We start from the raw sequence: 23,577 nt of genomic DNA, 5'->3' as shown, positions 1-23,577 counted from the left end.
TTGTGTAGTTTTAAGTGTCTAGTCTTAGGATTAGGCACTTCTTTTTATTTCCGTTATAATAGAAATGTAAAAAAAGGGGAGGCGCAGTAGATGATGAAATCAGCTATTAACTACATCATTATTTTAGCTTTAGTGTTAGGAGTTATTTTCCTGTATGATAAGCAAATTGGTGCTGTTCCTTTACTATTATTATCTGTCTATTTGTTTTACTGTGGGATAAAAAAAATGCGTGATATAAAAAACAGTAATTGAAGCTAGCAATGAGGATAAAACTTTGTATATAATGGGTATTATGCTTATGATATGGAAAGTTACTTTTGTGCGGCCTTTTTTGCTGCGCTCCGAAAATAAAGCTATATGAATTTTAAAACGTCCATTGTGATGAGGGAAAGGAAGTGCACGAATGAATTTTCGTGAAATGACAAAAGAACAGTTAACGGAAGAATCGTTAATTAACTTAGCTTATGCAATTTTAAGTGAAAAACGTGCCTCAGTGTCTTTTAATGACTTATTAACAATTATACAAGAGTTTGTGGGCCGTAGTGATGAAGAAATGAAAGCTCGCCTACTACAATTTTACACAGATTTAAATGTAGATGGCCGCTTCTTATTTAATCAGGAAACAGGCTGGGGCTTACGTGAATGGTATAAAGTTGAACAGATTGAAGAAGAAACAGCTCCTTCTGTTAAAACTCATAAGAAAAAATCTAAAGCTGCCGTTGAGGATGAAGATGATTTAGATGAAGATATAGAAGAGGAAGACATTGACTTTGATGAAGATTATGAAGAATTCGTTGAAGAAGATGATCTAGATGAAGAAGAAGAAGAAGATGATAAAGCAGATATCGACTTTGAAGAAGAGGATATAGAAGAAATCGATGAGGAAATCGACGAAGACTTTATCGATGATGATGAAGAACTTGAAGAAGAAGAGGAAGAAGTCTAACTTATTTCAGCAAACATCCGCTGAAATAAAGGAACTCAGTCTAAGAATGCCACGTCCTATGGCATTACCGAAATGACCGACATCGTGTCGGTCCTCGTGCAGGCCTAAGCACAAAGCTGATTCCGGACGCAATTATGCCGAGGCATAATTGATGATAATTACTCTTTGAAATTTTCTTTCTTTTATCCTTGTGGTGAAAAATCTTGACTTCTATCGCGGTTACGTTTAATCTTTTACTTGGGCTCCTTAATTAAAGGAGAAATACCGTGTATGTAATACGCTCCCCCTGCAAACCTATGCAGGAGGGGCGTTTTTTTATTTTTTAACTTCTTTCAGCAGAAATCTCCCACCTCTATAGGTGGTGAGATGAATGCAGATTTAAGTTACTTTTCAGCGGGTGTCCAAACACCTGTACCTGTCGCTACGCTTTCGGCACAAAAGACATCTGCTGAAATAGAGGAACTCAGGCTAAGAACTTCACATCCTGTGAAAACGCCTGAGTGACCAACATCGTGTTGGCCTAAAGCCTCCGGCGGATGTCACGGAATTCGGAAAGGAGTTCTTTGTGCAAGCACAAAGCCGAATCCAGACGCAATTATGCCGAGGCATAATTGATCTTTATTCAGTCAAGTTCTCCCATGTTTATAGCTACGGAATGAATAGTAACGCTCTAAATTATTCATGATGTATAATAAACGGTGACTGAGTATATGTTAGAACTTTTTAAAGGGAAAGTAGAAAAGAGATAGAAACGATTACAGCTTCGAATCGACTACAATTTTGTAGGCATTCTCGGCTTTTCTTATTTTAGGGCTAAGAAAATTAATTTTCTTAGCCTGTAGAGATATTTGCACCAATGCTTAGAATCAGCATGTGGCGTGAATGCACTTTTCTTACTAGCAATTTCTAGAACAACATAAGGAGGAATTTTTTCATGACGAAGTATATTTTTGTAACAGGTGGGGTTGTGTCATCACTTGGAAAAGGGATTGTAGCAGCATCTCTAGGTCGTTTATTAAAAAATCGTGGATTAGAAGTAACGATTCAAAAATTTGACCCATATATCAATATTGACCCAGGTACAATGAGTCCTTATCAACATGGTGAGGTTTTCGTAACAGATGATGGCGCAGAAGCTGACTTAGACTTAGGTCACTACGAACGTTTCATTGATATTAACCTAGGAAAACATTCTACAGTAACATCAGGTCGTGTTTATCAGTCTGTATTACAAAAAGAACGCCGCGGTGATTACAACGGTGGAACAGTACAAGTAATTCCTCACATTACAAATGAAATCAAAGATCGTATTCAACGAGCTGGTCGCGAAACAAATGCAGACGTAGTTATTACAGAAGTAGGCGGAACAGTTGGGGATATTGAGTCATTGCCATTCCTTGAAGCAATTCGCCAAATGAAAACGAATTTAGGTCATAACAATGTGATGTATGTGCATTGTACACTTATTCCTTATATTAAAGCTGCAGGTGAGCTAAAAACAAAGCCAACTCAGCATTCTGTAAAAGAATTACGTTCTTTAGGTATTCAGCCAAATATTATCGTTGTGCGCACAGAGCAAGAAGTGCCTCAAGAGATGAAAGAAAAATTAGCTTTATTCTGTGATGTTCAGCCACACGAAATTATTGAATCTCGCGATGCAGAACATTTATATGAAGTACCTTTAAACCTACATGCACAAGATATCGATGATATCGTGCTTGACCATTTTGGCATTGAAGCACCAGAGGCGGATATGGAAGAATGGCGTGAGCTTGTAGCAAAAGTGAAGAGCTTACCAAATAAACGAAAAGTAGCATTAGTAGGTAAATATGTAGAACTACAAGATGCTTACATTTCTGTTGTAGAGGCATTAAAACATGCAGGCTATGCATTTAATTCTGATATTGAAATTGACTGGATTAATGCAGAACATGTAGATGCTGACAATGTTGCTACGTTATTAAAAGGGGCTGACGCCATTCTAGTTCCAGGTGGTTTCGGTGATCGTGGAGTTGAAGGTAAAATTTTAGCGACACAATATGCTCGCGAAAATAATGTACCATTCTTAGGTATTTGTCTAGGTATGCAACTGGCAACAGTAGAATTTGCTCGTAACGTACTTGGTTTAAAAGGAGCGCATTCTACAGAGCTTGATCCAAATACTGAATATCCTATTATTGACTTCCTACCAGATCAAAACGACAGTGTAGACATCGGTGGTACATTACGTTTAGGTTTATATCCATGTAAGTTAAAAGATGGCTCAAAGGCAAGCAAAGCCTATGGTCAAGAGCTTGTTTATGAGCGCCACCGCCATCGTTATGAATTTAACAATGAATATCGTGAAGCGATGGAAGCTGCAGGTTTTGTCTTCTCAGGTACAAGTCCTGACGGGAAATTAGTGGAAATTATCGAGTTACCAGAAAAGAATTTCTTCGTAGCATGCCAATTCCACCCTGAGCTTGTATCACGTCCAAATCGTCCACAGCCATTGTTCCGTGATTTTATCGGAGCAACATTCAAATAATGAAAAAAAGAGTTGTCTCAAGTGCTGAGACAACTCTTTTTTATCTTCATTCATCAATTATTTTGGTAGCGATAGTATGCCTATTGAATGAAGATAAAGCCTCCGAACGCATTGTTTATTTGCGCGACAGCATCAATGACGCCAAGGCGAAATTGATGGGATTTTTATAACTCTTCGTCATCAAGTCCAAGCATTTCATCATACGCGATTTTTACTGCTTCATAAACAAAAAGGGCAGCAATAGCATGTGGCACAACTATGCGCTTTCCTAAATCGTTCGGTAATAAACCACCTCGTATGCGTGTTGAAATATACGTATACGCTAAATCTGCTAGTGGGTTTTCGGAATTAGCAGCCTCGCTAGCAACTGCTGCAAATGGAATAAACTGATTATTTAATTGCTGTGCTAAGGATAATGCATCCTCATCATGTGCACTACGTGTAAAAATGCATACACGATCAGCTTCCGTGATAACTGTATCTTTTGTCCAAGGGACTAACTTAGTAAAACGTTCCGCAGCTTGACATGCATTTAATTCGATAACTTGCATTTCACCAAAGCATGCGAAATAGACATTACCTTCACCAATACCCGCTTGTGCAAGTAATCGCGCTGTCTCTTCAATAGCTTCTTCTTCATTTTGTGTTATTCTTTGTAATAATCCACTCAATTGTGTTGTTAGAATTTTTGACATGGTCCCACCTCAATCAATATTATAGGTTTGAAAAGAGCATAAAGCAAAAGTAGATAATTTATAATACTAGAAGGTATTAATAGGTTAAAGGAGAATAATACATAATATAGGAAGTTTTTGTGCAAGAATAATAACTCAAAAAGGGCGGAATGAAATGTGAAACGATTACTAATTGTCGATGATCAACCAGGAATTCGTTTGCTTTTAAATGAAGTGTTGAAAAAGGAAGGTTATGGTACATATTTAGCTGCAAATGGTATGGAAGCACTGAAGTTTGCTGAGGAGGGAATGGATTGTGTCCTATTAGACATGAAAATTCCAGGGATGGATGGCATAGAAATTTTAAAGCGCTTAAAAGAGAAGTGGCCACAACTCCCGGTATTCATGATGACTGCATATGGGGAATTGGATGTTGTACAGGAGGCATTAGATTTAGGAGCAATTCGATACTTTACTAAGCCTTTTGATATTTTTGAAGTACGTGATGAAGTTAATAAAACATTAAAAGTTTAGATGAACAGGCAGTGGTCAACACCGCCTGTTTTTCATGGTTGTTAGACAATTTGTAGTAATTTACTACCGTTTCATATTCACTTGCTTCCAAAATATATTTTGAGTGTATCTTTGCTTTGGTACTGAAGAAATTTTTGTATTTGCTCTTCGTTTTCGTGTAGCAAAGAAGACGCTGTCGCAACGTTGCACTTCGCTTTCACGTAACCTTCGTTCCGTTGCACTACACTACGGTTGGCACTGCCGCTCCGTTGCATTTCGCTTTCGTGCAGAAAATAACAGCCCCTGCTTTTCAGGGGCTGTTATTTTTGCTATGATTAAATAGCATATCTATGTAAAAAGAATAGTCCTAAGAGGAGGATTTTTAGTATGGCATTAGTATCTATGAAAGAGATGTTAATTAAAGCAAAAGCAGAAGGTTATGCGGTTGGTCAGTTCAACATCAACAACCTTGAGTGGACTCAAGCAATTTTACAAGCAGCAGAAGAAGAAAAATCTCCAGTTATTCTAGGCGTTTCTGAAGGCGCAGGTAAATATATGGGCGGATTCATCTCTGTTGTACACATGGTAAAAGGTTTAATGGAGTCTTATGGCACTACAGTACCTGTAGCTATTCATCTTGACCATGGTTCAAGCTTTGAAAAATGTAAAGAAGCCATTGATGCAGGCTTTACTTCCGTTATGATTGATGCATCTCATCATCCATTCGAGGAAAATGTTGCGACTACTTCAAAAGTAGTTGAGTACGCTCATTCGAAAGGTGTTTCTGTTGAAGCTGAGCTTGGAACAGTAGGTGGTGACGAGGATGGCGTTATCGGTGGTATTATGTATGCTGATCCAGAGGAATGCCGTAAAATGGTTGAGCTAACAGATATCGACTGCCTAGCACCAGCGCTTGGCTCTGTACATGGTCCTTACCAAGGAGAACCAAACTTAGGCTTTAAAGAAATGGAAGAAATCTCAAACTTAGCAGATCTTCCATTAGTATTACATGGTGGTACAGGTATTCCAACAAAAGATATTCAACGTTCAATTTCATTAGGTACAGCAAAAATTAATGTTAATACTGAAAATCAAATTGCTGCTACAAAAGTAATCCGTGAAGTTCTTGATAATGATAAAGTTGTTTATGATCCTCGTAAATTCCTTGCTCCAGCACGTGAAGCGATTAAAGCAACAGTTATTGGGAAAATCCGTGAATTTGGTAGTGCACAAAAAGCATAATTTTTGTATCTATATGTTACAAAAATACAGATGAATACACATAATAAGAGAAGTGTTGATGCTTTTATCGACCTTCTCTTAATTTTGAAATAAAAAATTTTTGGCGAAAATTCAAATATAAGGCTCATTACCAAAAGTTGTGGATGACATTTGTTAAACGTATGTCATGTGAATAATCAACCTCAAGTATGGTAAGTGAGCCAAAACAGTGATCAGGAGGGAATATTATGAAATTTTTTATTGATACAGCAAACTTTGAAGAGATTAAAGAAGCACACGCATGGGGTATTTTATCAGGTGTTACAACAAACCCATCGTTAGTTGCTAAAGAAGAGAATGTTTCTTTCCATGATCGACTTCGTGAAATCACAGAGCTTGTAGATGGCTCAGTGAGTGGGGAAGTAATTGCTCTAGACGCGGAAGGTATGATTAAAGAAGGCTTAGAATTGGCTGCAATTGCGCCAAATATTACAGTTAAACTGCCAATGACTCCAGCTGGCTTAGAGGCATGTCGCTTCTTTGCAGACAAAGGAATTAAAACGAACGTAACATTAATCTTCAGTGCAAACCAAGCATTAATGGCTGCTCGTGCGGGTGCTACATATGTATCACCATTTATCGGTCGTCTAGATGATATGGGTCAAAACGGTGTAGAACTAATTGAAACGATTGCAGATATTTTTACAATTCATAATATCGACACGCAAATTATCGCTGCATCTATTCGTCATCCGCAGCATGTAACAGCTGCAGCACTTGCTGGTGCACATATTGCAACTACTCCTTTTAAAGTATTAAAGCAACTTTTCCATCATCCATTAACGGAAAAAGGAATTGAAGGATTTTTAGCGGATTGGAATAAGAGAAAAGGCGAATAATAAGATTATATAGTGAGCCAATTGTAGAAAATTACTTTCCAATCATGAGGGAGAACGCAAAATGGATGTTTATAAAATTACAGGCGAAAATCGTCTACAGGGTACAATAAAAGTTAGTGGTGCAAAAAATAGTGCAGTTGCCTTAATTCCAGCATCAATTTTGGCGAACTCTCCAGTGATAATCGGAGGGATACCAGAAATTTCCGATGCATGGACGTTAAAGGCTTTATTAGAGGAAATTGGTGGAGAAGTTTCATTTGAGGATGGCAAAATGACAATTGATCCAACAGATATGATTGCTTTGCCATTACCAAACGGCAACGTGAAAAAGCTTCGTGCCTCTTATTACTTAATGGGAGCAATGCTTGGTCGCTTTAAAAAAGCTGTGATTGGTTTACCAGGAGGCTGCTTTTTAGGGCCACGTCCTATTGACCAACATATAAAAGGCTTTGAGGCATTAGGTGCGAAAATCACAAATGAGCATGGAGCAATTTATTTACGTGCTGATGAATTAATTGGCGCAAAAATATATTTAGACGTTGCCAGTGTTGGCGCAACAATTAATATTATGTTAGCTGCTGTCCTCGCGAAGGGACGTACGGTTATTGAAAATGCAGCAAAAGAACCGGAAATTATTGATGTAGCAACTCTTCTCACTAACATGGGAGCTAATATTAAAGGTGCGGGTACAAGTGTCATCCGTATTGAAGGCGTAGAGGAGCTTCATGGTACGGAGCATACGATTATTCCAGATCGTATTGAGGCTGCTACGTTTATGATTATGGCTGCCGCTTTAGGTGAAGGCGTTACAATCGATAATGTTATTCCATTGCACTTAGAGGCGATTACTGCAAAGCTTCGTGAAATGGGCGTAAAAATTGAAATCAGTGATGAAAGTATTTTTGTGCCAAAAACGGACCTCTCCTCATTGCAAGCCGTTGATGTTAAAACATTAGTGTATCCGGGGTTCCCAACGGATATTCAGCAACCACTTTCTGTGTTAATGTCTCAAGCATTTGGTTCCTCAAAGGTAACAGATACAATCTATACAGCTCGGTTTAAGCATATTGATGAACTTCGTCGTATGAATGCCAATGCACGCGTTGAAGGAAATACAGCTATGATTACAGGTCCTAGTAAATTACATGGTTCAACTGTAACAGCTACAGATCTTCGTGCTGGTGCCGCATTAGTATTAGCAGGCCTTTTAGCTGAAGGCGAAACAGAAATTCATGATATCTATCATATTGAGCGTGGTTATAGCTCACTTATTGAGAAATTACGTGATTTAGGCGCTGATATTCGACGTGAAACAATAATGGCTCGCGTAGCAGAGACAAAGGAATAATGAGAGCTAAAAGTTTTGTACTAACTATGTTACAATAGAGGTAATTTGAATGTTTCGGTGAAGAAATATGCCGATAACGGGAGGCAAATAAAACAATGGAACGTAGTTTATCGATGGAAGTAGTACGAGTAACAGAAGCAGCAGCAATCGCATCCGGGAAATGGATGGGTCGAGGTTTAAAAATTGAGGCAGATGATGCAGCAACGACAGCGATGCGCGTGATGTTCGATACAATTCCAATGCATGCTACAGTAGTGATTGGTGAAGGCGAAATGGATGAAGCACCAATGCTTTATATTGGTGAAGAGCTTGGCCTACGTAATGGAGGGCCTCAAGTAGATATCGCAGTTGACCCATTAGAAGGTACAAATATTGTAGCGAAGGGTACAAATGGTGCAATGACAGTTCTTGCTATTGCAGATAAAGGTAATCTGTTAAACGCACCTGATATGTACATGGAGAAAATTGCAGTAGGTCCAGAAGCAGCAGGTAAGGTAGATATTAACGCTTCTGTTACGTATAATTTATTACAGGTAGCAAAAGCTAAAAATAAAGATATTTCAGACGTAGTAGCTACACTTTTAGATCGACCACGTCACCAAGCAATTGTTGATGAAATCCGAGAAGCTGGGGCACGTATTAAATTTATTCAAGACGGCGACGTTGGAGCAGCTATCAATACTGCTTTTGATGAAACTGGCATTGATATTATGTTTGGTACAGGTGGTGCTCCAGAGGGTGTTATTTCAGCTGTTGCATTAAAATGTCTAGGTGGAGACTTCCAAGCTAAGCTAGTGCCAGAAGACGAGGAACAGTTAGAGCGTTGTAAAAAAATGGGTGTAGACGTAGATAAAGTTCTTTATTTAGATGACCTAGTTAAAGGTGACGATGCTATTTTTGCAGCGACTGCAGTAACAGATTGTGAGCTTTTAAAAGGCGTTCAATATAAAGGAGCCTATGCATTAACGCATTCAGTTGTTATGCGAGCTAAATCTGGAACTGTGCGTTTTGTAGAAGGTCGTCACGCTCTTGATAAAAAACCTAGCTATTAATAAAAATTTCTTCTAAAATATACCTAGTGCATCTTTTTGCGCTAGGTACCTTCTTCTAAATTTTCAACCATCCCATAGTTTTATAAGGCTAGTTATGCTTTAATGTTTTGCATAGTTAATTAAAGTACCTATCGCTTTGCTTCAAACTGCTTCATTTCTGACTTATGAATGAAAATGATGACAGGTACGAAATGATTACAGAGCCTATCGTAAAAAACTTCTTTAATAACCCCAAAAATGGCAATTATATTTTGAAAAAGACTGGAGTTGTGCATATGTCTGCATTGACAATCGCTCAATTAGAAAACATGACGTTAAAAGAGCTTTACGCCCTTGCACGCCAATATAAAATTTCATATTATAGCAAGCTAACGAAAAAAGAATTAATATTTGCTATTTTGAAAACACGTTCGGAGCAAGAGGGCTATTTCTTTATGGAAGGTGTACTAGAAATTGTTTCGCAAGAGGGCTTTGGTTTCCTTCGACCAATTAACTACTCACCAAGTAAAGAGGATATTTATATTTCTGCTTCTCAGATTCGTCGCTTTGACCTACGAAATGGGGACAAGGTATCTGGTAAAGTACGTCCACCTAAAGAAAACGAACGCTATTATGGACTACTACAGGTAGATGCTGTTAACGGCGAAGACCCAGAGGTAGCAAAGGAACGTGTGCATTTTCCTGCATTAACGCCTTTATATCCTGACCGACAAATTAAGCTTGAAACAACTCAACGTAATTTATCGACTCGTATTATGGATTTAGTGGCACCTGTAGGCTTTGGGCAACGTGGATTAATCGTTGCACCACCAAAGGCAGGGAAAACTTCATTATTAAAAGAAATCGCGAATTCTATTACAACAAATTATCCGGAGGCGGAGTTAATTGTATTACTTATTGACGAACGCCCTGAGGAAGTAACTGATATTGAACGTTCAGTGAATGCGGATGTAGTGAGCTCGACTTTCGATGAGGTTCCAGAAAATCATGTGAAAGTTGCAGAAATTGTATTAGAACGTGCACGCCGCTTAGTTGAGCATAAGCGTGATGTTATTATTTTAATGGACTCTATTACACGTTTAGCACGAGCTTATAACTTAGTTATTCCTCCGAGCGGTCGTACGCTTTCAGGTGGTATTGATCCGGCTGCCTTCCATAGACCAAAACGATTCTTCGGTTCTGCACGTAATATTGAAGAAGGCGGTAGCTTAACAATTTTAGCGACAGCTTTAGTGGATACTGGATCTCGTATGGATGAGGTCATTTATGAAGAATTTAAAGGAACAGGTAATTTAGAGCTTCATCTTGATCGCCAATTAGCAGAGCGTCGTATTTTCCCTGCGCTTGATATCCGCCGTTCAGGTACACGTAAGGAAGAGCTTCTTCTTGAGCCTGAGCAACTTGAAAAACTGTGGGCAATTCGTAAAACATTCTCGGACGCACCTGATTTTGCGGAGCGCTTCATGAAAAAATTACGTACGACAAAATCAAATGAAGAATTCTTTGAAAAGTTAAATGAAGATATGAAAAAAGCTACTAAAGGTAAAGGCTTACTATAAACATGAATCACCATTGACTAGCAATAGTCGATGGTGATTTTTTTTTGATTAAAAAGGGGCATAGCGTTACATAAAAACTGAGATTGTTCCGATAAATATAGGCTCGCTTTGACTAGTTATACATTTTTATCTCGCAAAATCATAATGAAATTGATAATCATTATCATTACCAATATAATGGTAGCATGAAATCTTATTTTTAAGGAGACAGAGATGAATTATGATGCTTATATGCTTCTATGGCAAAATGCAAATATCCAGTTGAAGCAAATTGACTATGTTAGTAATACCGATGTTCGAATGACAAAGGTTTTAAAAAATAGCGCATTCCTTATCATGACAGCAGGAGATGCAGAAATTGTCATTGATGAGCAACCTTATCATGTACAGCGCTTTAGTATTTTCCATATTGGAAAGTCCCAATCCCTCCATATTACGGCACCAGATAGCATTAGCTACTTCCTTATCTCCTATAAAGGGGATGTAATTTACAAAGATGCTTTTATGCAACATTTACAGATGCAATATCAGCCATTCCAAACAACTTTCTCTTGTATACCTGCAAATCCAGTAGCCCTGCATACAATTTTGCAAGATATGTACGGCAAATGGCAGTCGGGCTCTATTCAAGAACATTTATCAGTGAAAGCATCCTTTTATGAGTTCGTTTATCGTGTTTTTCGAGAACTAGCTGAGGGGCAGGGGGAACCGCACGACATTGATAGGGCAGAAGCAGCACGTCTGTATATAGAGCAAAACATACATGAATCTTTATCCATACAGGCACTTGCTGATTTACTTAACATTAGTGCACGTCATTTATTACGTATTTTTAAGGCTCGTTATGAAGTAGGTCCACAAATTTATTTACAACAGCTGAGAATAGAAAAGGCAAAGCAATACTTGGTAGCAAATCAATACGGCATAAAAGAAATAGCTATTTCGCTTGGATTTGAAGATGAATATTATTTTAGTCGGGTTTTTAAAAAGGCAACAAATATGGCACCAAGTAATTTTAGGCTGAAATATACATCAAACTTGTCCGAAATCGCCATTACAAATGAGAATCATTTTCAATACAATAAGAATCAGCTCGCGCAAGCAATACAATTTGAAAATGAGGAAAATAACATAATGATGAAAAAAATAAGTAGGCATGTAAAGATACCATTTTTGCTAAGTTTGTTCGTTTTACTTGCAGCATGTGGAGAAGATACAAAACAATCTACTGAACATAAAGAGAATGAACCTAAGTCAGAAGAAGTAAAGACTAGAACTGTGACAGATGATAGTGGACGACAAGTAGAGATTCCAGTAAAAGCAGAACGGGTAGTGACAGACTGGTATCTTGGACAAATTCTAGCGTTGGATGTTATTCCAGTAGGAGCAGTGACAGCTAATTTAGACTTTGCAGCATTTTTAAAATCGTATTACAAGGAAGGTGGAATTTCCAACATTGGTACAGATGGGAGTGCATCATTAGAAAAGATCTTAGAATTAAAGCCAGATTTAATCATTACATGGAATAAAGAAGATGTAGAAAAATATGAAAAGGTTGCACCAACTATTGTATTTTCGGAAACAGCGCATAAATCGGCTACCGAGGAAATTAAAGCGATGGGAGAATATTTAGGTCGTCAGGACGAAGCTAACGCATTTGTTCAAGATTTTGAGAATCGTATAGCGCAAGCACAGGAAAAAATAAATAATGTTATCCCAGAAGGAGCTACTTTTACTATTTATGACGTATTCGAAAAAAATGCAACAATTGTAGGGAATTCAAGTGTGTCAGGTGGTAGAGCACTTTATCAAATACTTGGTATGAAGCCTCAAGAAAAGGTGCAGGAGCTTTTTGATACAAAAGATTTTACAGGTGGGCGTTATGAAATTTCCTATGAAGTGGTAGGAGACTATGTTGGGGATTATGTTTTTGTTATTAATTTCTTTAATAAAGAAGAGAAATTCCCTTCCACTTGGAAAAATCTCGATGTTGTCAAAAATAATAAAACAATAGAATTAGAACCAGAATATTATTTTGCTTCTGATCCACTCTCTGGATTACATCAAGCCGAAGATATGGCTGACAAAATAGTAGAGTTTACAAAGGCTCAACAGAAATAATGAAGATCAGGCGTGTTGATTAGGAAAAAATAGGTTTATTAAAAGGATTATTTTGTTGCTATTTTGCTAATATATTCCCGTTTTTAACTAATTGTAGCGTAGGGCTACTCGACTCCCGCAGGAAAGCGAGTAGCCTGTAGCGGAAATCAGCGTTTTCGAATTAATTTGAATGAAAAAAACGGTTAATCCACACACCTGAATGAAGATGGCAAAAAAATGTGAGCTACCTATGTATGATCGGGTAGCTTATTTACTAGAACACTATGAATGATATTGATAATAGGAGGCTTCTCAATGTTATTACAGCGTTTTTTTTCATATTACAAGCCCTATAAAGGATTATTTATTTTGGATTTTTCCTGTGCCATACTAGTAGCCCTTATCGAATTAGCATTTCCAATCGTTTTAAATAAGGTGATTGATGATATTCTACCAGACGGTGAACTAAAGTGGATTTTCATGGCGAGTTTATTGCTATTAATGCTTTACATAATTAATTCTATTTTTGATTTTATTGTTTCGTATTGGGGACATATGTTAGGCATCAATATTGAGACGGATATGAGAAGGGAAGCGTTTAGTCACGTTCAAAAGCTCTCGTTTCGTTATTTCGATAACAATAAAACAGGGCACCTAGTTTCAAGATTAACGAATGATTTAATGGACATTGGTGAACTTGCACATCATGGACCAGAGGATATGTTCATTGCTGCAATGACGATTGTAGGTACATTCGGTGTTATGTTTTACATTGATCCAACCTTTACAATACTAATTTTCCTACTGGTTCCAATCATCTTAATTTTAACGATTATTTTTGGAAAGTTAATGTCCAAAGCATTCCGTCAAATGTTTGGGGATATTGCAGATTTTAATGCACGTGTTGAAAATAATGTAAGTGGTATTCGTGTTGTACAAGCCTTTACGAATGAAGAGCATGAGATTAAACGCTTTAAGGCAAACAATGAAAGATTTAGAATGACAAAACTTTTTTCCTATAAAGTAATGGCTTGGAATGAAGCGATTTCAGGCATTCTCACAAAAATTTTGTCATTATTCACACTACTTGTAGGTGCATATTTCGTTTTAAATGGCCATTTAACAAATGGTGAATTCATTGCATTTATTTTATTATCAGGTATTCTCTTAAACCCAATCAATAAAATTAATATGTTTATTGAAAGTTATCCGAAAGGAATGGCAGGGTTTAGAAGATACATTGAATTTCTAGAAACAGCACCTGAAATTGCAGATCGTCCAGAGGCAAAAGCTATCAATGAAATTGGAGGAGAAATTACATTTAATAATGTATCGTTTGGTTACTCTGAAAATAATCATGCCTTACATCATATTAATTTAAAGGTACATCCTGGTGAAACGGTTGCGCTAGTAGGTCCATCTGGTGCGGGGAAATCTACCATCTGCAGTTTATTGCCACGTTTTTATGAAGTAAATGAAGGTTCAATAAAAATTGATGGCATTGATATACGAGATTTTAAGCTGCAATCTTTACGTTCACATATAGGAATTGTTCAACAGGATGTCTTTTTGTTTGATGGCACAATTCGAGAAAATATTGCTTATGGTGATTTAAACGCGAGTGAGGAAGATATTTGGTTTGCTGCACAGCGAGCGCAGCTTACAGATGTCATTAAAGCTCTACCTGATGGCATGGATACATTAATTGGTGAACGTGGCGTGAAATTATCAGGCGGACAGAAGCAAAGATTATCGATTGCACGTATATTCTTGAAAAATCCTAAAGTATTGATTTTGGATGAAGCAACATCTGCTTTGGATACAGAAACCGAGCTGGCAATTCAACAAGCCTTAAACGAACTAGCAATAGGCCGTACAACATTAGTGATTGCACACCGTTTAGCAACGATAAAGGATGCTGATCGAATTGTCGTTGTATCGAAAAAAGGAATTATTGAAGAAGGTACTCATGAGCAATTAATGGATAGAAAAAATGCTTATTATGGTTTGTATACAGCGCAATTCGGCTTGCAAATCTAAGCGGTAATTTGTCATTTCATCGTCATTCAGCGCAATTACGCCAAGGCGAAATTGATAAAAGGAAGGAAGTTGTATATGTCAGTTCTTGAAATAGATCGTGTGGCTATTGGTTACTCCTCGACGCTCATTGTACATGATTTAAGTGTGGCAATTCCAAAAGGACAAATCTCAACGATTATTGGTCCAAACGGCTGTGGCAAATCTACCTTATTAAAGGCCGTTGCGCGTGTACTACGGACCCAAGATGGAGCAGTTTACTTAGATGGAAAAGCAATTCATCAATTAAAGACAAAAGAAGTGGCGAAAAGAATGGCAATTTTGCCTCAAACAGCAACAGCCCCAGGAGGATTAACAGTTTTTGAACTAGTATCCTATGGCCGTTTTCCTCATCAAGCAGGGTTTGGTACATTGCACAAGGAAGATTATGAATATATTCATTGGGCTATTGATGTTACAGGTCTTAGAGAGTTTAGTGACCGTCCGATAGAGGCACTATCAGGTGGTCAACGTCAACGAGTATGGATTGCCATGGCATTAGCTCAAGGAACAGATATTCTAGTACTTGATGAACCTACTACTTATTTAGATTTAGCACATCAGCTTGATATTTTATTACTGTTACAAAAGTTAAATAAAGAGGAAGGACGAACGATTGTGATGGTATTACATGATTTGAACCATGCTTCTCGTTTTTCTCACTTTATGATTGCTATGAGAGATGGACAATTAATTGTGAATGGTCAGCCAAATGAAGTGATGACAAAGGAAAATTTACAAAAGGTGTTCAATATTGATGCGGAAATGGCTGTCTGCCCATATAGTAAAAATCCAATTTGCTTATCTTACCAACTGTACGACATGAAAGAATAGCGTTAAGTAGGAAATTGAAATCGTAAGGATTAAGGAGGAAGTGTATGACTACGTCGACAGGAGTAGGAGGGCTTAGAGATTTAGAGGAACTACAGCAGCGATCTCATCCAGTCCGTGGTGTAGTAGCTATAATTGTTGGGGTGATAGGGTTAATATTTGCAATCGGTTTGTCTATTTCATTTGGTGCGGCAGATATATCGTTGAGTACTGTATGGACAGCTATTACTCATTTTTCACCGGATTTAACAACACATCAAATTATACATGATATTCGATTACCACGAGTGTTAGGCGCAGGATTAGTAGGTGGATGCTTTGCGGTCGCAGGTGCGATTATGCAAGGCATGACACGCAATCCATTGGCTGACTCTGGATTATTAGGGTTAAATTCTGGGGCCGCGTTTATGCTAGCAATCTGCTTTGCTTTTTTCCCTAATTTATCGTACATGTATATAATTTTATGGTCATTTGTTGGAGCGGGCTTAGGTGTTGCGATTGTTTATGGCGTAGGTTCGCTGTCAAAAGGTGGTCTAACACCAATGCGATTAGTGTTGGCAGGTGCTGCTGTAAGTGCTCTATTAGGTGCGCTAGGGGAAGGCGTTGCCCTTTATTATCGTATTGGACAAGACTTAGCCTTCTGGTATGCAGGAGGTGTTTCAGGTACAAAATGGTATCATCTTCAAATATTGTCGCCATGGATACTGGCGGCAATGATTGGAGCTCTAATTTTATCACGCTCCATTACTTTACTGAGTTTAGGCGAAGAAATTGCCCTAGGACTTGGGCAACGTACTAAAGTAGTAAAAATATGGGGAATGGTGATTGTTTTAGTGTTGGCAGGAGCGGCAGTATCAGTCGTAGGAGCAGTCGGGTTTGTTGGATTAATAGTTCCGCATTTTATGAGATACATAGTTGGACACGATTATCGTTGGATTATTTCGTGTTCATTAGTATATGGAGCATTACTTGTTGTGTTGGCTGATCTTGTTGCACGGATGATGAATCCACCTTACGAAACACCAATTGGAGCGCTAATTGCCTTTATTGGAGTTCCATTCTTCCTATATATAGCCCGTAAAGGAGGAAAAGAACTATGAGTAATAGTTTTTTAACATTAACTCAACAAAAAGTTAAAAAGAAAAACTTCTTAATTCTGGGTACGCTAGCTTTACTAATTGTCATCACATTTGTCATTAGTATGAATACAGGGGTTATAAAGCTAACACCAATGGAGGTTATTCAAACACTTTTTGGTCAGGGGGATGCCCAACAGCAACTTATTTTATTTGAATTTAGGCTACCTCGTATTGTTATCGCTGTTTTAGTGGGGATGGGCTTAGCAGTTTCAGGGGCTATTTTACAAGGCATTTCTAAAAATGCTCTAGCTGACCCAGGCATTTTGGGTATAAATGCAGGAGCTGGACTTGCAGTTATGCTTTATATTTCATTTTTTCCATCTACTAAAGCAGCACCTGTATACTTACTGCCAGTGTTAGCATTTGTAGGATCAGGGATGACAGCTGTTTTAATTTATACACTTTCTTATCGACGTCATGAAGGAATTACCCCAATGCGCTTAATATTAACAGGGATTGCAGTAGCAGCGGGTATTAGCTCAGCGATGATTGTGCTGACGCTGCGTTTAACACCTGAAAATTATCAATTCGTTGCAACGTGGCTGGCGGGGAGTATTTGGGGATCGAATTGGAGATTCGTATTATCTTTATTGCCATGGTTACTAATTTTACTACCATTTGTGTATTCAAAGTCCCGCGTATTGAATGTTTTAAATTTAGGAGAAATAACAGCAGTCGGTTTGGGAGCTTCTATTGAAAGGGAGCGTCGTTGGCTTCTTGCAGCATCTGTAGGGTTAGCTGGGGCAAGTGTGTCAGTAAGTGGGGGTATTGGATTTGTTGGATTAATCGCTCCACATTTGGCACGTCAGCTCGTTGGGGCTAAACATCAGTTTTTACTGCCAGCTGCCGCACTTTTAGGGGGATTATTAGTGTTAATGGCTGATACAATCGGTCGCTTGATCTTAGAGCCATCAGAAATACCAGCCGGAATTGTTGTAGCAGTTTTAGGAGCACCATATTTCTTATATTTATTAGCGCGTTTAAAGGAATAAAAGGAAGCATTTCAAAATTTTTGATTGAGAATGAAAGTTATTATCAAAGGTAGGGTGGAATGATGAAAAAGCTAACTATTTTTTTAATTATATTAACACTTATGCTTGTGGGATGTAGCAGCAATGATGAGACCTCTAAGGATAATAAAGTGAACAGTAATACTAAAGAAGAGACAGGAGGTACGACGAAAAAGGTACCCACTATTAATGGAGAAATTGAAATTCCTACGAAAGTTGAGCGACTTGTAGTGGATGGATATTTGCCAACTTCATTACTATTAGGGGTAATGCCAGTAGGTGCGACACAACGAGATTTAGAAAATGTCCACATTCAAGACCAAATTGATGATATAGAAAATACAGGAGAAAGTGCAATTGAATCTATTTTAGCGTTGAAGCCAGATTTAATTATTACAGCGGATGCAGAATCGTATGAAAAGTTATCAAAAATAGCGCCAACGGTTGTTTTGCTGTACGAAACCTACCGTAGTGTGGAAGAAGAAGTAAAAGGGCTTGCTGAAATTTTAGGAAAACAAGCTGAAGGAGAAGCTTGGCTGAAAATGTTTGCAGAGAAAGTATCAGAAAATCGTGAAAAGTTAGCAGAAGTTTTAGATCCAAATGAAACGTTTTCTATCTTTGGGGTATTGGGCAAAGATTTTTATTTATACGGTGACGGTATTTATCGCGGCGGGCAAGCCATTTATAAGCAATTGCAACTAAAAGCGCCCCAAAGTATTCAAAAGGAGTTAATTGAAACAGGGGAAACGTACAAGCAAGTTTCTTATGAAGTATTACCTGAATATGCGGGAGACTATATTTTCTTAGATGAAACAAATGGTGGTAAGTTAAACAGAGAAGATTCTCTGTGGAAGTCAATGGATGCAGTGAAAAATAACAATGTATTTTATTTAGATGCTAAAAGATTTTGGCCGTTTGACCCGATTGCTGTACTTGCACAAGTAGAAGAAGTGACAAATATGCTGTTAGAAAAGAAAAAGAGTGAAAAATAAATGGTCATGTTTGTACAAAAAAGATGAAATGAGGAATTTCGAATATGACGTTAGAAATGTATGATGTAACGATTGTTGGTGGGGGACCCGCAGGACTTTATACAGCCTTTTATAGTGGGATGCGCGACTTAAAGACGAAAATTATAGAATATAGCTCTCAGCTTGGTGGTCGAATGTTAATTTATCCAGAAAAGATGATTTGGGATGTTGGTGCTGTAACACCAATATTAGGTGGACAGCTAATTGAACAACTAGTTGAACAGGCAAAAACATTTGACCCAACTATTGTCTTAAATCAAAAAGTTGAAAAATTAGAAAAACAGAGTGATGGTACATTTATATTAACGTCTTCAACAGGTGAGAAACACTATTCGAAAACGGTCATTTTAGCAGTTGGATACGGTGTACTTTCTATGCAAAAGCTCGAGATAGCAGGAGTAGATCGCTATGAAGTGACAAATTTATATTACACAGTACAGGAGTTAGAAATTTTCCATAATAAGCATGTTTTAATTTCTGGTGGTGGTAATTCTGCTGTAGATTGGGCAAATGAGCTAGAGCCAATTGCTGCTAGTGTAACAATTGTTCATCGACGTGATGAATTTGGTGGTCATGAAAAAAATGTACTAAAAATGCGCGAATCCTCTGTATCTATAAAAACACCTTATGAAGTGGTGCAATTGCATGGTGATGGTGATTTAATACAGTCCGTGTCAATCGCCAATAAAGAAACGGACGAAATAGAACAATTAGAAGTGGATGCAGTCATCGTTAATCATGGCTTAAAATGTGATTATGGCGCACTAGAAGAGTGGGGCTTAGATATTCAAGACGGAGTAGCTATTGTCAATGAAAAGCGTGAAACAAATATAGAAGGTATTTATGGTGCAGGAGATTTTGTAGATCATCCTTCTAAGGTAAGATTAATAGCAGGTGCATTTACAGATGGTATTCTAGCATTGAATAGTGCAAAGCTTTATTTAGAGCCGGATGCACCAAAAGTGGCGTACGTGTCTTCCCACAATATTCGATTCAAAGAACGAAATAAAAAAATAGGATTAGTGGATAATGACTATCGTGAAGTACGCGGTTAACTATTAATTTTTTTGAAGGGAAGTTAAATAAAAATCTAAAGGCAAACTATAAACATGAATCACCATTGACTAGCAATAGTCGATGGTGAATTTTTTACCATAAGAAAGGTATGAAGAAATATAGTAACCAAATGTATTAATTTACAATTTTCCGTTGTATAATTTTGTTATAATGTATAGGGAATGGGTATTATTAGTGGAATTTCGCACAAATTGCGGGGAGCAAAATAGTGAGGAAGTATTGTTTTGTGCATACTGTAGTAAAGTTGCAATCGAGGTATAAAGAAGGTTCCACTAGTTATGAACATAAAAAAAGAAAGTAGTAACAGTTATTTTATCTTCGATTGTTTTCTCATTTATGATAGATTCTGCAATCGGAGAAGTGTTTAAATTTTTTAAATAACTGATCGTTAATACATTCAAAACTATTGTCAAATGTATATTTCATATGGTAATATTGCTAAGTATGCAACGTGTACATATGTAGCCGACATATTCGGGCTATGTAAGGTACAGTTCGATAATACTCTGTTCCAGATGGTTCAGGGCGAGAGGAGAAAACGAATATGAAACAAGGAATTCATCCAGATTACAAAGAAGCAACAGTAAATTGCTCTTGTGGTAACTCTTTCAAAACTGGTTCAGTAAAAGAAAACATCGTTGTCGAGTTCTGCAACGAATGTCACCCATTCTATACTGGCCGTCAAAAATTCGCGTCTGCTGATGGTCGCGTGGATCGTTTCAACAAAAAATACGGTCTTAAAAACTAATGTTAGTTTAATACCTGCCAAGCATGTGCTTGGCAGGTATTTTTTTCAGTATATCAAGGAAATACGTTGATGCGAGTCTTTTCAGTATCCAGATCGACAAGAAGAAAGGGAGAAGACAAAAATGGCACAGCTATATTTTAAACACGGTGCAATGAATAGTGGTAAATCCATAGAAATTCTAAAAGTTGCGCATAACTATGAAGAACAACAAAAACCTGTAATGATGTTTACACCAGGCATAGATACGCGAGATGAAGTAGGCTTTATCTCAAGTCGAGTAGGCTTACGTCAACAAGCCATTCCTGTTAATGATGATACAAATATTTTTGAGCTAGTAAAAAACAATGCTGTAAAACCATATTGTGTACTTGTTGATGAAGTACAATTTCTAAAAAAAGAGCATGTTTTGCAGTTAGCATATATCGTAGATGAGTTAGATATTCCAGTCATGGGCTTCGGTCTAAAAAACGATTTCCAAAATGAGCTATTTGAAGGCAGTCAGTACATGCTTACATATGCAGATAAAATTGAGGAAATGAAAACGATTTGCTGGTTCTGTCATAAAAAAGCGACAATGAATTTACGTGTTGATGAAAGTGGAAAGCCTGTTTATACAGGTGATCAAATTCAAATTGGCGGGAATGATTCCTACTATCCAGTTTGTCGAAAGTGTCACGCGCATCCGCCGCTATAATGTAAACTGATTGAGTTGATTGAACTAAGAAAAAGTAGCATACATGCGGAAATTTCCTTATACTAAGTAGTGGAAATGAAAAATGTTCAAAAATATTCTTACGCGCTTAGCGTAATTCTAATTTAAAGTTTCTCTGCAGTTACAAAAGAGCAAACTTCATAAAAATTTAATAGAGGTGAAATCCATGTTCGATCGATTACAAGCAGTAGAGGATCGTTACGAAAGGCTAACAGAGCTTTTAAGTGATCCCGATATTGTGAATGATAGTAAAAAATTACGTGAATATTCCAAAGAGCAATCAGATATCCAAGAAACTGTAGAAGCTTATCGTGAATATAAAAGTGTAAAAGAGCAATTAGCGGATACACGTGAAATGCTAGATAATGAAAAAGATCCTGATATGCACGAGATGGTGAAAGAAGAATTCAACTTACTAAAAGATCAGCAAGAAGAGTTGGAAGAACGTTTACGCATTCTATTAATTCCGAAAGATCCAAATGATAATAAAAACGTTATTATGGAGATTCGTGGAGCAGCTGGTGGAGACGAGGCGAATATTTTCGCAGGAGATTTGTTCCGTATGTACTCTCGTTATGCTGAGACACAAGGCTGGAAAATTGACGTAATGGAAGCGACGCCAAACGCAATGGGCGGCTATAAAGAAGTTATTTTTATGATTAACGGTCAAGGTGCCTATTCAAAATTCAAATTTGAAAATGGTGCGCACCGTGTACAACGTGTACCTGCAACAGAATCTCAAGGACGTATTCATACATCGACAGCGACAGTTGCTTGCTTACCTGAGGTTGAAGAAGTAGATGTTGAGATCCATGAAAAAGATATCCGAGTTGATACATTTGCATCTTCTGGTGCCGGTGGTCAATCGGTAAATACTACGATGTCAGCTGTGCGTATGATTCACTTACCGACAGGTGTTGTTGTATCGATGCAGGATGAACGATCACAAATTAAAAACCGTGAAAAGGCAATGAAAATTCTGCGTGCTCGTGTTGCTGATATGTATCTGCAAGAAGCACAAAAGGAAATCGATGCCACACGTAAATCAGCTGTAGGTTCAGGCGATCGCTCTGAGCGTATTCGCACATACAATTATCCACAAAACCGTGTAACAGACCACCGTATTGGTTTAACGATTCAAAAACTAGATCAAATCGTCGAAGGTAAACTAGACGAAATCATTGATACGCTCATTTTAGAGGAGCAAGCATCAAAGTTAGAGCGATTAAATGATGACCTATAATAATGTAATGGAGGCCCTTCAATGGGCTTCTTCTTTTTTAGTGGATAATGGTCGTGAGGAAACCGCAGCACGTATTGTCATGCAGCATATACTTGGCACTAGCTATTCAGAAGTAATGCTACACCTTCAAGACGTATTAACAGCTGAACAAAAAGAAAAATTTAAAGAACTCATCGAAGAGCATGCAAGTGGACGACCTGTACAGTATTGCGTCGGTAGTGAAGAATTTTATGGTCGTTCATTTATTGTCGATGAGTCAGTACTTATTCCTAGACCTGAGACCGAGGAATTAGTGCTTGGAACAATCAATCGCATGAACAAAATATTTAATCATCAAGAATTGAAGCTTGCAGATATCGGAACGGGCAGTGGTGCAATTGCTATTTCTATGAAGCTAGAATGTCCAGAGCTAACGGTCGTAGCCACTGATTTATCCGAAGCCGCTTTAACTACAGCACATAAAAATGCACAAAGATTGGCGGCGGATATTGATTTTCAACTAGGGGATTTAGCAAAGCCTCTGGCAGGTGAGAAATTTGATATCGTTTTATCGAATCCACCGTATATTGCTTTTGATGAAGCGAAAGAGATGTCAAGTACTGTGCTGGAGCATGAACCACATAGTGCTCTTTTTGCAGAAGAAGACGGGCTTATTTTATATAGAAAATTAGCTGAGCAACTTCCGCCCCTTATGAATAAACCTGCCCTCATTGGTCTTGAAATCGGTTATACACAAGGGGAGAAGGTGGCTCAATTCTTTAAAAATAGTTTTCCACAAGCTACAATTTCAATAGAAAAAGATATAAATGGTAAGCCTCGAATGATTTTTTGTGAAATTCATGTATAAACTATCTACTTCTTGCCAACAATG

22 protein-coding genes are annotated in these 23,577 nt (G+C 37.7%); 21 read left to right on the top strand and 1 reads right to left on the bottom strand.

Translation table 11 applies throughout. The features are described 5' to 3' along the window. The first annotated feature begins 90 nt into the window (after positions 1–90). The 4 genes from ABH968_RS13595 to ABH968_RS13580 all read left to right on the top strand — a co-directional run bounded on the left by ABH968_RS13595 (position 91) and on the right by ABH968_RS13580 (position 3,473). On the top strand, positions 91–252 hold the full coding sequence (locus ABH968_RS13595; RefSeq protein ID WP_370044684.1) for a hypothetical protein: 162 nt from the start codon (positions 91–93) through the stop codon (positions 250–252). A gap of 151 nt (positions 253–403) precedes the next feature. Then, positions 404–946, top strand: coding sequence for a DNA-directed RNA polymerase subunit delta (gene rpoE, locus ABH968_RS13590; protein ID WP_370044682.1), 543 nt, complete (start codon positions 404–406; stop codon positions 944–946). A 366-nt stretch (positions 947–1,312) separates the two neighbouring features. Beyond that, complete coding sequence (locus ABH968_RS13585; protein ID WP_370044680.1) at positions 1,313–1,450, top strand: hypothetical protein; 138 nt, start codon at positions 1,313–1,315, stop codon at positions 1,448–1,450. 430 nt (positions 1,451–1,880) lie between these two features. Next, positions 1,881–3,473, top strand: coding sequence for a CTP synthase (locus ABH968_RS13580; protein ID WP_370044678.1), 1,593 nt, complete (start codon positions 1,881–1,883; stop codon positions 3,471–3,473). 164 nt (positions 3,474–3,637) lie between these two features. Here the strand turns inward: ABH968_RS13580 and ABH968_RS13575 are convergent, their stop codons facing one another. Continuing rightward, positions 3,638–4,168: a DUF2529 family protein gene (locus ABH968_RS13575; RefSeq protein ID WP_370044676.1), complete on the bottom strand. Its 531-nt coding sequence runs from the start codon at positions 4,166–4,168 to the stop codon at positions 3,638–3,640. A gap of 156 nt (positions 4,169–4,324) precedes the next feature. Between ABH968_RS13575 and ABH968_RS13570 the strand changes: the two genes are divergently transcribed. The 17 genes from ABH968_RS13570 (at position 4,325) to prmC (ending at position 23,553) form a co-directional block, all read left to right on the top strand. Next, a complete protein-coding gene (locus ABH968_RS13570; protein WP_370044674.1) occupies positions 4,325–4,681 on the top strand; it encodes a response regulator in 357 nt (118 codons plus the stop codon). 366 nt (positions 4,682–5,047) lie between these two features. Next, complete coding sequence (locus ABH968_RS13565) at positions 5,048–5,902, top strand: class II fructose-bisphosphate aldolase (RefSeq protein WP_370044672.1); 855 nt, start codon at positions 5,048–5,050, stop codon at positions 5,900–5,902. A gap of 227 nt (positions 5,903–6,129) precedes the next feature. Next, on the top strand, positions 6,130–6,780 hold the full coding sequence (fsa, locus tag ABH968_RS13560; protein ID WP_053484463.1) for a fructose-6-phosphate aldolase: 651 nt from the start codon (positions 6,130–6,132) through the stop codon (positions 6,778–6,780). Positions 6,781–6,841: 61 nt separating this feature from the next. Then, positions 6,842–8,128 (top strand): UDP-N-acetylglucosamine 1-carboxyvinyltransferase, encoded by a 1,287-nt coding sequence (locus tag ABH968_RS13555; protein ID WP_370044670.1) that lies wholly within the window; start codon positions 6,842–6,844, stop codon positions 8,126–8,128. 95 nt (positions 8,129–8,223) lie between these two features. Then, positions 8,224–9,180: a class II fructose-bisphosphatase gene (gene glpX / locus ABH968_RS13550; RefSeq protein WP_100546229.1), complete on the top strand. Its 957-nt coding sequence runs from the start codon at positions 8,224–8,226 to the stop codon at positions 9,178–9,180. 275 nt (positions 9,181–9,455) lie between these two features. Further along, the gene (gene rho / locus ABH968_RS13545) at positions 9,456–10,739 is read left to right on the top strand and encodes a transcription termination factor Rho (RefSeq protein ID WP_370044668.1); all 1,284 of its coding nucleotides are present in this window, start codon (positions 9,456–9,458) and stop codon (positions 10,737–10,739) included. 213 nt (positions 10,740–10,952) lie between these two features. After that, on the top strand, positions 10,953–12,860 hold the full coding sequence (locus ABH968_RS13540; RefSeq protein WP_370044667.1) for a helix-turn-helix domain-containing protein: 1,908 nt from the start codon (positions 10,953–10,955) through the stop codon (positions 12,858–12,860). A 294-nt stretch (positions 12,861–13,154) separates the two neighbouring features. Then, complete coding sequence (locus tag ABH968_RS13535) at positions 13,155–14,879, top strand: ABC transporter ATP-binding protein (RefSeq protein ID WP_370044665.1); 1,725 nt, start codon at positions 13,155–13,157, stop codon at positions 14,877–14,879. 75 nt (positions 14,880–14,954) lie between these two features. Continuing rightward, positions 14,955–15,749: an ABC transporter ATP-binding protein gene (locus tag ABH968_RS13530; protein WP_370044664.1), complete on the top strand. Its 795-nt coding sequence runs from the start codon at positions 14,955–14,957 to the stop codon at positions 15,747–15,749. A 44-nt stretch (positions 15,750–15,793) separates the two neighbouring features. Beyond that, positions 15,794–16,846, top strand: coding sequence for a FecCD family ABC transporter permease (locus tag ABH968_RS13525; protein ID WP_370044663.1), 1,053 nt, complete (start codon positions 15,794–15,796; stop codon positions 16,844–16,846). After that, positions 16,843–17,877: a FecCD family ABC transporter permease gene (locus ABH968_RS13520; protein WP_370044662.1), complete on the top strand. Its 1,035-nt coding sequence runs from the start codon at positions 16,843–16,845 to the stop codon at positions 17,875–17,877. Before ABH968_RS13525 ends, ABH968_RS13520 begins: the two co-directional genes overlap by 4 nt. A gap of 59 nt (positions 17,878–17,936) precedes the next feature. After that, complete coding sequence (locus tag ABH968_RS13515) at positions 17,937–18,887, top strand: ABC transporter substrate-binding protein (protein ID WP_370044661.1); 951 nt, start codon at positions 17,937–17,939, stop codon at positions 18,885–18,887. A 44-nt stretch (positions 18,888–18,931) separates the two neighbouring features. Next, positions 18,932–19,981, top strand: coding sequence for an NAD(P)/FAD-dependent oxidoreductase (locus ABH968_RS13510; RefSeq protein WP_370044659.1), 1,050 nt, complete (start codon positions 18,932–18,934; stop codon positions 19,979–19,981). 566 nt (positions 19,982–20,547) lie between these two features. After that, positions 20,548–20,751, top strand: a complete 204-nt coding sequence (gene rpmE, locus ABH968_RS13505) for a 50S ribosomal protein L31 (protein WP_370044657.1) — start codon at positions 20,548–20,550, stop codon at positions 20,749–20,751. 121 nt (positions 20,752–20,872) lie between these two features. Further along, positions 20,873–21,445, top strand: coding sequence for a thymidine kinase (locus ABH968_RS13500; RefSeq protein WP_049668006.1), 573 nt, complete (start codon positions 20,873–20,875; stop codon positions 21,443–21,445). 184 nt (positions 21,446–21,629) lie between these two features. After that, positions 21,630–22,706, top strand: a complete 1,077-nt coding sequence (gene prfA, locus ABH968_RS13495; RefSeq protein ID WP_370044655.1) for a peptide chain release factor 1 — start codon at positions 21,630–21,632, stop codon at positions 22,704–22,706. Beyond that, positions 22,693–23,553: a peptide chain release factor N(5)-glutamine methyltransferase gene (gene prmC, locus ABH968_RS13490; protein ID WP_370044653.1), complete on the top strand. Its 861-nt coding sequence runs from the start codon at positions 22,693–22,695 to the stop codon at positions 23,551–23,553. The genes prfA and prmC overlap by 14 nt, the downstream gene beginning before the upstream one ends. Positions 23,554–23,577: the final 24 nt, after the last annotated feature.

Origin of the sequence: Lysinibacillus sp. RC79, from assembly GCF_041262405.1 — a bacterium.
Lineage (GTDB): Bacteria > Bacillota > Bacilli > Bacillales_A > Planococcaceae > Lysinibacillus.
Note: the sequence above shows the minus strand (reverse complement) of the source record. Positions and strands in the feature narration are given on the sequence as shown.

Excerpts from the sequence above, each read along its gene's own strand:
- ABH968_RS13595 (WP_370044684.1), top strand. The coding sequence starts at position 91 with ATGATGAAATCAGCTATTAACTACATCATTATTTTAGCTTTAGTGTTA.
- ABH968_RS13575 (WP_370044676.1), bottom strand. The coding sequence starts at position 4,168 with ATGTCAAAAATTCTAACAACACAATTGAGTGGATTATTACAAAGAATA.
- rho (WP_370044668.1), top strand. The coding sequence starts at position 9,456 with ATGTCTGCATTGACAATCGCTCAATTAGAAAACATGACGTTAAAAGAG.
- rpmE (WP_370044657.1), top strand. The coding sequence starts at position 20,548 with ATGAAACAAGGAATTCATCCAGATTACAAAGAAGCAACAGTAAATTGC.
- rpoE (WP_370044682.1), top strand. The coding sequence starts at position 404 with ATGAATTTTCGTGAAATGACAAAAGAACAGTTAACGGAAGAATCGTTA.
- glpX (WP_100546229.1), top strand. The coding sequence starts at position 8,224 with ATGGAACGTAGTTTATCGATGGAAGTAGTACGAGTAACAGAAGCAGCA.
- fsa (WP_053484463.1), top strand. The coding sequence starts at position 6,130 with ATGAAATTTTTTATTGATACAGCAAACTTTGAAGAGATTAAAGAAGCA.
- ABH968_RS13500 (WP_049668006.1), top strand. The coding sequence starts at position 20,873 with ATGGCACAGCTATATTTTAAACACGGTGCAATGAATAGTGGTAAATCC.
- ABH968_RS13580 (WP_370044678.1), top strand. The coding sequence starts at position 1,881 with ATGACGAAGTATATTTTTGTAACAGGTGGGGTTGTGTCATCACTTGGA.
- ABH968_RS13515 (WP_370044661.1), top strand. The coding sequence starts at position 17,937 with ATGATGAAAAAGCTAACTATTTTTTTAATTATATTAACACTTATGCTT.
- ABH968_RS13540 (WP_370044667.1), top strand. The coding sequence starts at position 10,953 with ATGAATTATGATGCTTATATGCTTCTATGGCAAAATGCAAATATCCAG.
- ABH968_RS13565 (WP_370044672.1), top strand. The coding sequence starts at position 5,048 with ATGGCATTAGTATCTATGAAAGAGATGTTAATTAAAGCAAAAGCAGAA.
- ABH968_RS13555 (WP_370044670.1), top strand. The coding sequence starts at position 6,842 with ATGGATGTTTATAAAATTACAGGCGAAAATCGTCTACAGGGTACAATA.
- ABH968_RS13520 (WP_370044662.1), top strand. The coding sequence starts at position 16,843 with ATGAGTAATAGTTTTTTAACATTAACTCAACAAAAAGTTAAAAAGAAA.
- prfA (WP_370044655.1), top strand. The coding sequence starts at position 21,630 with ATGTTCGATCGATTACAAGCAGTAGAGGATCGTTACGAAAGGCTAACA.
- ABH968_RS13525 (WP_370044663.1), top strand. The coding sequence starts at position 15,794 with ATGACTACGTCGACAGGAGTAGGAGGGCTTAGAGATTTAGAGGAACTA.
- ABH968_RS13530 (WP_370044664.1), top strand. The coding sequence starts at position 14,955 with ATGTCAGTTCTTGAAATAGATCGTGTGGCTATTGGTTACTCCTCGACG.
- ABH968_RS13510 (WP_370044659.1), top strand. The coding sequence starts at position 18,932 with ATGACGTTAGAAATGTATGATGTAACGATTGTTGGTGGGGGACCCGCA.
- prmC (WP_370044653.1), top strand. The coding sequence starts at position 22,693 with ATGATGACCTATAATAATGTAATGGAGGCCCTTCAATGGGCTTCTTCT.
- ABH968_RS13585 (WP_370044680.1), top strand. The coding sequence starts at position 1,313 with ATGAATGCAGATTTAAGTTACTTTTCAGCGGGTGTCCAAACACCTGTA.
- ABH968_RS13535 (WP_370044665.1), top strand. The coding sequence starts at position 13,155 with ATGTTATTACAGCGTTTTTTTTCATATTACAAGCCCTATAAAGGATTA.